Source organism: Stenotrophomonas sp. SY1 (assembly GCF_021202945.1).
GTDB lineage: Bacteria > Pseudomonadota > Gammaproteobacteria > Xanthomonadales > Xanthomonadaceae > Stenotrophomonas.
This window is the reverse complement of the sequence record NZ_JAJOYR010000001.1, coordinates 214279-226763: the sequence shown is the minus strand read 5'-3', so window position 1 is coordinate 226763 and position 12485 is coordinate 214279. Positions and strand designations below refer to the sequence as shown.

Below are 12485 nucleotides of genomic sequence, written 5' to 3'. Positions count from 1 at the left end.
TCCTCAGCGGGCCGGATCGCGGTAACGAACCGGGTCCCGACGGAAAAGATCTTCATCGAACTTGAAGCGCAGGCGCAGGAACGCACCCTGCTGCGTGTACTCGTAGCCGTTCAGGTCGCTGTCGCCTTCGAAACCGGTCCAGTTGTAACCGGCCGACAACCACAGGTTCTGGCGCAACAGCCGGCCCACTTCCATGCCGAAGGCGTACTGGTTGGCACCGTACTGGCCACGGAAAGTGGAGCCGAGCACGCCGATGTCCCAATTCTCGGTGATGTCGTAGACGACGCGACCGGAAACCAGCACGGCGTTGAAGCTGCTGTTCACGCGGGTGCCGTCGCCATAGGCGAACTGGTCGCGCTGCCACTTGCCGGCAATGCGGCCGGTCAGCCACCACGGGCGCGACGGGTGCCAGTCGGCATGTGCCGAGACGATATGCGCACGGGTGCGCACGTCCTGGCTGGTGCCATCCACCACGTCGCCATCGACCAGCATCAGGCCGCTCTCGTCACGCTCGAGCTTGTACTCGTAGCGCATCAGCGCGTTGATACGGTTGCGGTCGGTGTCGCGGTAGGCCACGCCCAGCTGGAAGCGGTCCTGCAGCACGTCACCACGCTCCTCGTAGTTGGTGGCCAGCAGGTAGTTGCGACCCAGCAGGGTCCAGTCGCGACTCAACTTGCGCGCCACCATGAACTGCAGCAGCGTGGTGTTGAAAGCCTCGTTGGCGGTGGTGCCCGGCACGTCCTCGGAGATGCGGTGCTCGCCACGGATGGCGCCGCGCCACAACGGGTTGGCGCTGTAGTCCAACGCCAAGGCCAGGCCGGTGCTGTCGCCGGTGTCACCGGCCACCACGTTCACCCGCTCCACCGAGCTGCTCAAGCGCAGGCCCTGGGCGATGTCCCAGTTGTTGCGGATACCCGAGGCAGCCTGCACGTCACGGCCGCTGATCGAGTCGCGCATGCGGTACTCGGAGAACGTCTGGGTGTCGCGCAGGTAGCTGCTGTCGATACCGAACACCAGCGCATCGGCCTCGCGGTCGGTGGTGGTGATGCCGTAGGCGCTGGTCAGGCCGGTCTGCTTTTCGTAGCGGCCATACAGGCGGCTGCGTTCGAACACTTGGTAATCCACGCCTGCGGCAACGCGGTTGCGGTCTTCGCCGCTGACGCTCTGTTCGTACTCGGCACCGCCGCTGAATTTGTCGCTGAAGCGGTAACCCAGGCCGACGCGGGCACTGTCCGATTCGAGCTTGGTGCCGACCGGCAGGTCGCTGTTGATCACGCTGCCCGAGGACGAGCCGTTGATGACCATCAGGCCGGTGGCCGGATCCAGTGCCTGCTGGCCGTACCCCAGTGCACCGCCGCCAGCACCGGTGGCGAAACCACCGGTCAGGCCGCCGACCTGGCCGAACGGCGCACCGGAGGACCACGGCGAGGTCACGCCGATGGTTTCGCGGATGCTGCGCAGGCCCAGGTCGATCGTCAGGCGCTCGGTGGCGCCGATGCGCACACCGGCACCACCGGCATCGCGCTCACCACCATCGGGATTGCGGTCTTCGCTGCGCAGGGCTTCGATATACAACTCAAGACGCGGGCCAACCGCATACGCCATGCGTGCGTTGTACTCGCCACGGCCGCCGTACAACGGCGAGGCAGCGTTGTTGAACTCCGGGTCGGTGCGTGCGGCGAACAGGCGGGCGTCGAACTTGCCGCCGTCATGGGCGAATTCCACGCGCCATGCATCGCCTTCCACCTCACCCACCACGTCCTTCAAACCCTGCGAGGTGACCTGGTTGAGCGAGTTGGTGTTGACCTCGCTGCGGGTGCGGGCGAACTCGGCGACCAGCATCGTGTTCTCACCGAAGCGGTAACCGGCGTTGACGCTGCCCATCTTGAACTCGGCATACGGGTTGCGGTCTTCCACTGCCGATGCGCCCACTTCGAGCTTGTCGGTCAGCTTGAACTGGCCATCGGCACCGACCACCCAGAACTTCTCGGTCTGCTGGTCCAGTTCATAGGTGATGCGCAGCGACACCGGGTTGAGATCGCTGTCGAACGAGGGCAGGAACTGGTTGAGCAGGATGCGTCCGGAGAACGGCTCGAAGCTGTAGTCCACCAGACGCGCCAGCGGCTTGACCGAGACGATGCGGGTGGGCTGGTTGCGGTCGCGCACGATCATTTCCACGCGCTCGCTGCCTTCCAGCACCGCGTTGTTGCGCAGCGCGTACGGGCCGCTGCCCTGGCTGCGGAACTCTTCGATCATCTGCCGCAGCGAATCCTCGATGGCAAACACGTTGCTACGCACGCGCTCGCTTTCGAAGTGCCAGCCCAGGCCGGTGGCGGTGCGGTTGTAGGTACTCAGGCTGCGCTGCGGGATCGGGCCACTGCCACCGATGCCGCTGCTGGTGGCCAGCGTGTCGCCGGTCTGGAAATCGCCGTACAGCAGGTAGCTGCGCTTGTTGTCCACGCGCACGTACAGGCGCTCGGCCGAGCGCGCGTCGAAGCCACGCAGCGAGGAGTCGCCGTACACCGGGTAGAACTCTTCGGGCTGGATGTCGCGCAGCAGGCGGCCACGCACGTCCTTGTCCGAATCGTAGGCCGCGGTGAGCAGGTACTCACCCTTGATCTGGCCCTTGACGAAGAACGCGGTGCGCGCGGCGGCATTGGCCTTGCCGTTGTTGAATGTCTTTTCCCAACGACGGATGTCGCGGTCGAAGGCATCGTTGTGCTGCACCGGCGAGATCAGGCTGGCGTTGGACTTGTTGCGGAAGTTGACGATGCCTTCGATCAGGCCGGTGGCCAGCAGCTCGCGCATTTCCGGCAGGAAGCCGATCGTGCCTTCGGCCGTCTGGCCGCCGGCGGTGATGCGCAGCACCACGTCCTGCGGATCGTGCGGGGCAACCAGTTCGAACTGGGCCACGCCGTTTTCCACTTCCACCTGCACGCCCGGCATCACCTTGTCGGCATCAGCCGCGCCAGGGCCGAACTCGTCGGTGCGCGAACCCGGCAGGCGGATGCGGCCACCGCTGTTCTCGATGGTGGCGTAGGCCTTGCCGGCCATTGGCTTGTCGTCGGCGCCGAGCAGACGCACGGTGATGTGCACCGGCGTCTGGCCATCGGCCGGCACGCCATCGCGGTCCACTTCCACCGAGACGCGGTCCACGCCGACGTTGCGGCTGTAGTCGGCTTCGCCCGAGCGGGCGGCGACCACTTCCGGCGGCGTATCGGTGGTGACCAGCGAACGCGGATACAACGTGGTCGCATCACCCAGCACCGGCGTGAAGCGGGTACTGCTGCCCACGTTCTGGGCAACGGCCGGCACGGTGGCGGTGGCCAGCGCGCAGGCCAGCAGGCTCAGGCGCGGCATCGCACGCAGGTTGCGGCGGCTCATGGCTGCACCTCCTGCGAGGCCGATGCCGAGGGCGGGTTGGGTCGCGGATGCACGATCGGTCTCTGGTTGGCCGAGTCCGTGGCCTGCTGCGGCGCACGGGCGGGCTTGCTTTCAAAACGCAGCGGCGACTGCCCGGTTTCAGTTTCCGGTGCGCGCACTTCGCCCTGGGTACGGCGGGCCTTGACCTGTTCCAGCAGCGGGTTGGAGCAGCTGCCTTCGACGAAGTCGGCGCGATGCAGCTCGCCGTTCTTCAGGTCCAGGAACAGGCTGTCGGCATCACCCAGGTTGCGGTTGCTGCTGGTGGTCAGGCGCGAGCCGGCCGGCAACGTGGACGGGTCCACCTTCAGCGTGTGGCTCTGCGGGGTCAGGCCGCAGTAGCTGTACTTGCCCTCGGAGTCGGAGATCATCCAGGTGCCGTTGGAGAAGTACAGGCGCACGCCCGGAATGCCCAGCTCTTCGTGGTCCTGCACGTGGTTGTTGTTGCAGTCCACGAACACCTTGCCCAGCACGCACGCTTCCTCGGTGAACACGCCACCGGTGACGCGCACGCGGTACTGCGCATGGTTGGACGGCACCGAGCCCGGCAGCGGGGTCATCGCATCGGTGTTGATGCAGCCACCGGTGATGGAGCAGCCATGGGCCTGCGCACGGTTGATGCCGTCGCCCTGCTGCGCACCGACGCCAACGCGTACGCGGTAGGTCAGCACCAGCTGTTCGCCGACGTTGATCGGGCCCAGGTCGAAGCCCAGGCGCGGGCCCGGCTTGCCGTACGGCGCGTCCACGGCACGGCCACCCACACGGCCGGTGCCGTCGATGTAGGTGAAGCCACGCGGCAGCGTGTCAACGATGTTGACGGTGGCCATCGCGCTGCCGGAGGTCTGGCGCACGGTGATGGTGTACTGCACGGTGTCACCGATCTCGGCGGTCTGGCGGTCACCGGTCTTGGTGATGACCAGGCCGGTCGCCTCGGCGGTATCCAGCGGCAGGTGGTTGTTGACGATGCCGGCGGTGGCCGAACCGGCAAACACGCTCAGCCAGTACTGGGTTGCCGTGCCTACCGCACCGGTCGGCGCGTTGGCCTGCGGCTGCACCAGATGGCTGGTACCGGCGCCGTTGGTGGGGTTGTTCAACTCCGGCAGGATGGTGCTGCCGCTGTTTGGCGACAACGAACCGGCCTGCGGCGGAATCAGCGTGGACACGAACTTGTAGCCACCTGGCGGGGTCACCGTCAGCTGGAACTCGCAACGTGCCGGCGCCGCCGGGCCGAACATGAACTGGTAGAAGCCGTTGCTGCCGACAGTCATCGACACTGCATTGCCTTCCACGCGGTAACCACCGGCGGCGGCGTTGAGCAGCGAACCCAGCGGGTCATAGCCACTGCACATGCCCACCGGGCTGAGGGTGACGATGGAACCGGGCACCGGATCGCGGGTGACCGCGTCATACACCACGCCCGACGGATCCACCGGCAGGCTCTGCTGCGGCAGGTGATCGCCGGCCTTGAGCACCACCTGCAACTGGCTGATGCCGTTGTCGGCGATGCGGCAGGCGCTGACGCCGCCATCGCTGAGGGCCTTGCTCGCATCACAGCTCACGCCCATGCCACCGGCGGTTTCGCGGTTGACCGGCCATGCCCAGACCACGTTGGTGGTCGGTTCGCGGAACTGGATGTTCCACTTCACGCCCGGCACCACATCGCCGAAGCGGTAGCTGCCATCAACGGCACTGGTGGTGGTCTTGACCACCGCACCGGTGTCGGCGTCGACCAGTTCCACCACCCAGCCCTGCAGGCGCTCATCGCCGCCGTCGAGCAGGGCGTCATCACTGCCCTTGTCGAACCACACGGTGCCGCCCACGGACGCGGACAGCTGCACCTGGTTCGGCACGCGGCACACGTTCTGGGTGATGGCGGTATCGCACACCGGCAACTGGGTGACATCACCTTCGAACGCGGTGCGCTCGGTGGTGGTCGGGGTGCGGAACTCGTTCTCGCCGCCGCCTTCCACCAGCACGGCGTTGTTGACGGTGCCGGCCTTGGCGGCCTCGGCGGTGACGTTGACCTTGACGGTGATGGCCGATGCCGAGGTGACGCCGGCATTGAGCACTTCAACGCTGCGGCATTCAAAGCGGGTATCGCCCACCGCGCCGGTGCAGGTCCAGCCGTTGCCCGACGGAATCTCCGCCAGGTTCAGGCCCACCGGCAAGCGGTCCTTGACGATGTACTCGCCCTTGGACGCCTGCTGCCCGCCGTTGCGCACGCGGATGGTGTAGCTGGCCACGTTGTTGACGGTGAACTTCACCGTGTCGGACGACTTGCTCACCAGCATGTCCGGCGAATCGCCGATCTCGCCGAAGTTGTTGTCCACCGACTCGTCACCCGGCTTGAGCACGATGCCGGTGATCTGCGAGGTGGTCGTCGACGGATTGCTGCCCGTGCCGCCGGTGCTGCCGGCGGTGGTCTTGCCATTGAGCGTTTCAGCCGGCTGGTTCGGCTCGGTCACCACATAGGTGCCCGGGCGCAGGTTCTCGAAGCTGTACTTGCCGTTGGCGTCGGTGGTGGTGGTCAGCGTGACCGGGTTGCCCAGGTCATCGGTACCGGTCAACTCGACGGTGACGTTGGCAAAGCCGCCTTCCTCGGGCTGGCGGATGCCATCGTCATTGCTGTCGTTGTAGACGTTGCCGGAGATGCTGGCTGCCGGCACTTCACCGAAGTTGTTCTCGACCGACACCTGGCCCACGCCAACGGTGATCGTGCCGATGAACGACGGATTCTGCGCGGTAGCGCTGCCTTCGGCCGAGCCATTGCCCATCGGCGTACCACCGATGTTGCCCGGCTTGGTCTTGCCATCGTTGGTGCCGGCCGGCTGCTGCTTCTCCACCACCTTGTATTCGCCCGGGGGCAGGTTGAGGAAGCTGTAGCTGCCATCGGCACCCGTGGTGACGGTGACCGGCGCGATCGGGTTGCCGTTGATGTCGGTACCGGTCAGTTCCAGCTCGACGCCGGCAATGCCGTTCTCGCCGGCATCAATGACCCCGTCGTTGTTGGCATCCAGCCATACCTTGCCGGCGATGCCGCTGTTGGTCGGCACTTCGGCGAACAGGTTGTCGCTGGAGAGATCACCCGGACGGCTCAGGTCGATGTTGGCGATCTTGCTCGACTCCGGTGCCGCACCATTGCTGGCGGTACCGCTGCCGGCCTTGGTGCTGTCCAGCTGGCCAGCCGTGGTCTTGCCCTGCGCGGTGCCCACCGGCTGGGTCGGTTCGATCAGGGTGTAGGTACCCGGACGCAGGCCATCGAAGTTGAAGCTGCCGTCGGCATTGGTCGGCACGGTCGTGTCGACCGGGTTGCCCTGGTCGTCGGTACCGACCAGGCGGATGTCCACGCCACCGATGCCGGCGTCGCCCGGTTCCTGCACGCCATTGTTGTTGAGATCGAAGAACACCACGCCCGAGGCGGACACCGGCAGGATCTCGCCGAAGTTGTTGTCCACCGACTTGCCGCCGGCATTCAACACCACGCCGGTGATGGCGCTGGGGGTGTCACGCACGGCCGTTGCCACGCCCGCGGTGCCGTCGATGACGGTGCCGGCGGTGGTGGTGCCGTTGAGGGTGGTGGTCGCGCTGCCACCGGCCGGGGTGTAGACCGGCTGCGTCAGCTGCTGGGTGACGATGTAGTCGCCGGCCGGCAGGTCGATGAAGGCATAGCTGCCGTCGATCGGGCTGGTGGGCTGCACCGGCACCGGCTTGCCCAGCACATCAAGCACCGGCTGGCCGTCACGACGGCTCAGGGTGACCTGCACGTTGCCAAGGCCCGGATCACTGGCGGTGTGACCGTCATTGAGCTGGTCCAGGTACACGCGGCCAGCCAGCGAGGCGGCCAGCTCACCGAAGTTGTTGCCGGACGAACCGGCCGGCGGCAGCTGGGTGATGGCGATGACGTTGGAGGTGTGCTCCCGGCCGTCCTTCAGGCCGACCGGCTGGGTCTCGGTGATGGTGTAGTCGTGACCTGCAATCAAGCCGGGCACGCTGTAGCTGCCATCAGCGGCGGTGGGACCGGTCCACACCACGGCGCCACTGGAATCGGTGACGGTGATGGTCACGCCCGGAATGCCCGGTTCGGTACCGTTCTGGACGCCGCTGTCGTCGCGGTCCAGGTAGACCTTGCCGGAGATGGCGGTGGTGATGTTTTCACCGAAGTTGAACTCGGTGCCGTTGCCGGCCACCAGCTTGATGCCGGCGATCTTGTCTTCGCTGCCGGTGGTGGACACCAGACAGACCGGACCGCACAGCACGCCACCGATCTTGCCCGGGTTCACCGCGGCAGGCAGGTTCTGCAGACCGGCCGGATTGGTGGGCAGCGGCTCGCGCAGCACATAGGTCTTGCCGGCGGTCAAGCCGGTGAACTCATAAAAGCCCGGGTTCTGGACATTGTCGGTAGTCGCCGTAAGGGTACGACCGGTCTCCACTTCGTCCAGGTACACGGTGGCACTGCCAATGCGTGCATCGGCGCTGCTCAAGACGCGGTTGTTGTCCTGGTCGATGTAAACGTAGCCGGAGAGCTTGCGCTCGCTTGGCTCCGGGAAATCGAACTGCACGCCCACGCCACCGCCGCCCAGCACCACACCACTGATCTCGCTGGTGGTGGGGGTGTTGTCAGCGCTGAAGGTGCCGGTCACGCCGGTACTGGCCTGGTTCCGGTTCGGGCGCAGGGTATTCGGCTGCGGCGTGCCATTGGCGGCATAACCGGCCGGCTGGGTCTGGATGATGCTGTAGCCATTGCTGTCGGACGGCACCAGGTTGTTGAACTGGTAGTCGCCATTGGCATTGGTCGTGGCGGTGATCGAAACCGGATTGCCGTACAGGTCGGTGCCCGTCAGCGTCACCGTGACGCCGGCAATGCCGGTATCGCCACTGTCCTGGTCACCGTTGTCATTGTCGTCGGCGAAGACGCGGCCGCCGAGGCTGGCGTTGCGTACCTGGGTGGTGGAGCTGCCGTTGTTGTTGGTCGGCACCTGGTCCACCGAGGTCGGCGAATCCTTGTCGTCGCGGCCCGGTTCGATGCTCACGTTGTTGGTGTGGTTGGCCGGCGCGTAGCCGCCGGCGAACACGCCGGGCATGGCACGTGCCCACAGCGTCAGGGTCAGCGTGTTGCCAGCACCGGACGGGAAGTTGCCGCCCAGGTCGCAGGTGATTGCCTGCTGCTGGTCCTTGTCGGTGATCGAGGAGGGGCCACTGGAGAGGTAGCACACGTTGTCGGTGCCGGCGGCCGGCTTGCTGCCTGCTGCGCGCACCACACCACTCAGGGTGGCGGCACTGCCACCATCGACCTTCACGTTCAGCGCATGGGTTGCATCGTTCACCCACGCAAAGCCCTTGGGCAGCGTGTCGGTGACGCGCATCTTCTCCACAGTGCTGCCAACGGCATTGCGCACGACGATGTCGTACTGGATCGGCTGGCCGATATCGACCGGGCCAGCGGTGACGGTGGTCTTGCTCACCACTTCCAGGTCCGAGGCCGGGAACAGCACATCATTCACCGAAGCAATGTTGTTGCCGGCCACGTCCGGATCGGCACTGCATTCGCCCCGTGCCTCGTAATTGGTGGTTTCGTCACCGCAGACATAGGCGCGGTTGTCGAACACCACCGGGCGGCTGGAATCACCGATGACGTTGAACACGACTTCAAAGGTGACCAGCTGGTTCTTGTCCAGGCGGTTGTTGGCCTCGATCGGATGCAGGGTGCAAACCAGCTCCTGGCCCACCTGGGCGCAGCTGACGTTGGCATCCTGCTTGTAGGTGTAACCACTGATCAGGCCAGCAGCATTGACCCTCTCCACCTTGTCGAAGGCGACAGTGAAACCGGTCGGCGGAGTGAGCAGGTCACGGACCTCCACGTTCTCGGCCTGCGACGGCCCGATGTTGAAAGCAGTCAGGCGATAGCGCAGCTGGTCGCCGGCCACGAACGCATTGCGCCCGGCTGGGTAAACCTGGGTCTTGCGCGCCTGCAGGTCGATGGTCGGCACCTTGACCACGAAGTCCACCGAGGCGTTGTTGTTGCCTTGCGAAGCGGCATCGTTGCAGGCCGTCGAGGAACCCGGCAGGTACTGGCAGATCAAGCCCGTGGACTCGACCTTGGCGGTGTTGGTGACATTGCTGTAAACGACGCCGCCGGCAGCCACGCTCAGATTGGCCGGCTTCTTGACGCGGGCCTTGATGGTGACCGTATGGGTGGTCTGCGAGGCGATCAGAGCGGTATTCGTACAGGTGACAAGGCCACTGCTGTGATTGATGTTGCAGTCCAACGGGCTGCCACTGGCCGGCACGACATCGATGATGTCGTAAGCCACCTGGGTCATCGTCGGCGTACCGACGGGCAGCGTGTCGGTGATGACGAAATCACCCACCGGTGCGGCATCCGGGCCGTGGTTGCGTGCAGTCAGGGTGAAGCTCATCGGCTCGCCGATCAGCACTTCATTGGCCGGGCTGACCACCTTGCTGGTCATCCGGTAGTCGGTGCGCGGGGCAACGATGATTGCCGCGTCGTCGCCGTACTTGCCGTCCGCGCGCAGCGAGGACAGCACCGCGTCGGGCGAGGCCACCTCGACGGTGTTGGTCAACCTGCCGGAGGACAGCGGGCGGTCCACTTCCAGCACCAGTTCGATTCGAGTACCGGGTGCGACGTTCTTGACGTCACAGTGGAAGGTGGCCGCACCCGGTGCCGGTGCGTTGCATTCGCTGAAACTGCCATTGCCCGCCGGCAGGATTTGGCGCCGCGTCATGCTCACCCGTGTCTGGAACGGGCCATTGTTCAGGACGCCTGGCACGTTGTCGGTCAACTGCAGGGTCGGGATGACCATCTGGTTGGGCTTTTCCGCCGTGCTCGGCGTGGTCACCACGATCTTCCAGTACAGCCGGTCCTTGTCCGCTGCCAGGGTCGGCGCGTTGGCGGCTTCATCCACCCAGGTGCTGTCGTCCACCGAGGAAGACTTCTCGATGTTGACCCAGGCGGTGTCATTGACCACATCGGTCAGGATCAGGCCGTTACCGGCGCTGTCGCAGTCGTTGTTGGTTTCCTTGTCGGCCGGCTGTGCGCCATTGCTGGCACTGATGCCCAGCTGGGTCAGTGCACTGGCACCGGCGCAGGCGTAGTTGGACAGCGTCGCCTGGCCGACAATGGCCGTGGCCTGGGTCTGGAATGACAACCCCATGCTTTCACCACGCACGAGCGTGCCGGTGCCGGTGGTCTGGCAACGAACGCGAACCGTCTTGCCGCCATGGTTTGTCGGCGGCATCACGCCACGCTCCACCGAGCACTGCCACACAGCGGCGTCGGTGATGTTGGCCAGGCCACCCACACCGAAGCTGGCATCGATTTCTTCCGGGCGCATGTAATCGACCACGTACAGCGGCTGGGCCGGCGTGTACTGCGCGTCGCTGGTGCTGCTGGTGCCGTTGCTGACAGTAAGCGTCGTGGTGATGGCCGTACCCGGGGCGATCGCTTTGCCGTCCGGGCTCTTGCGCTTGGACAGACGGATGTCGGTGTACGGCTCGTTGACCTGATAGGGGGTGAGCTTGGCGTTGTTGCCCTGGTTCCAGTCCTTCAGGCTGGCCGGCGGCGTGGCCACCACCGGGAAACGCCCGCCCGTGCCGGTCGCAGGAGTGGTGACCGGAATGGTGAAGGCGACTTCACTGCCCGGCGCCACCACGCCTGCATCACAGGTCACCAGCGTGCCGCTGATGGTCTGCCCGGAAACGGTGAGCTGCCTGTTCGGCTCGGCCACGCAGCTTGTCGGCAAGGTGCCGATCACGAAGCCGTCCGGAATGATCGTGGCAATGGTGCCGCCGACGGTGCTCGTCTGCGGACCATGGTTCTGATAGGTCAGCACCAGATCCTGCGGCGTGTTCACTTCCAGCGGCTGGCCGGGGAAGCTGATCTGCGCTTCGATATCGGTACCCAGCACTACCTCGTAGCTGGCGCTGTCGGCGTTGTCGTTGGGGTCGGCGTCGAAGTAGTTGTCGTTTTCGGTGGCGATGCTGGCGTTGTTGGTATGCGTACCCAGGCCGTTGGTCTGCATGACCACGGTGACCTTGGCCGCATTGAGATCCGCTGCCCTCATCGGCCCGCTGTAAGTGCAGGTGAAGCGACGGGTGCTGTTGGCCGTGGCGACCGATCCACACGCTACGCTGCCGCCGGAGGCGGTGATGCTCTGCACCACGTTCGCTGCATCACCCGGCAACTGGTCGGTGATGACGATCTTGGCGCCCGCCGGCAAGTCACTGCCGCCATTGGCGATGTTCGGACGTAGTTCGAAGGTGACGGTGCTGCCGGTGGCGCTTTCGCCATCGGATGGAGCCGTCAGCACCTTGTCCACCGTCAGGTTGCCGGTTTCGCGGATCGTGGTGGTGTTGGTCGCCGAAGTGGGGCTGTTGCTCGAGCGTGCGGTCAGGTTGAAGCTGCTGCCCACGCCCTGGGCGCGGATGGTGAAGCCCAGCGAACCGTTGGAGGCCGCACCGGCCGCCACCGCGCAGGACACGGTACGGGTACCGCTGTTGTAGGTGCAGTCGTCTGTGGACGGCGGGACCGCTGGCACGAATTCGACATTGGCCGGCAACACCACGGAGACAGTGGTTTCACTGGCGTCGCTGGCGGTGCGCAACCAGTTGATGCTCACCGCGGTATCGATGCCCTGGCCCATGTTGGCCGGCACGTTCACGCTCTGTGGCACCACGGTGGCCAGTGCCGTTGCCGGCAGCAAGGCCAACAGCGCCACCGATCGGGCAATGCGTGCATACCAGCGTGAACCGTTGCGGCCCCGCTGTCCCATTGCGTTGACGCCATCACTGGCAATGCACTGCTCGAACTGCTTGTTCACCGGGCAACCCTCTGCAAAACGCTGTCAACCGGGTCACCAGTTCTCCTGGCAATCCGGGCGTTGTCGTGTTGGCTTGGAAGGTGTTCCGCCCCAACGGAACACCTGTTCAGCACCATGAGGTGCTTGTGAGGGCGCGGATTCTTACCCTGCTTCGGGGCAGTTACAGTGCCTTTTGTTGGCTGAAACTCTCACTGGGTCACATTCCAGCAATCGACTGCGTTCCATAAA

General features: G+C 65.3%; 2 protein-coding genes. Both read right to left on the bottom strand.

The window, feature by feature from the left end:
- Positions 1-3: 3 nt before the first annotated feature.
- The gene (locus tag LR961_RS00810) at positions 4-3384 is read right to left on the bottom strand and encodes a hypothetical protein (protein ID WP_232146530.1); all 3381 of its coding nucleotides are present in this window, start codon (positions 3382-3384) and stop codon (positions 4-6) included.
- Complete coding sequence (locus LR961_RS00805) at positions 3381-12257, bottom strand: SdrD B-like domain-containing protein (protein WP_232146529.1); 8877 nt, start codon at positions 12255-12257, stop codon at positions 3381-3383. The genes LR961_RS00810 and LR961_RS00805 overlap by 4 nt, the downstream gene beginning before the upstream one ends.
- Positions 12258-12485: the final 228 nt, after the last annotated feature.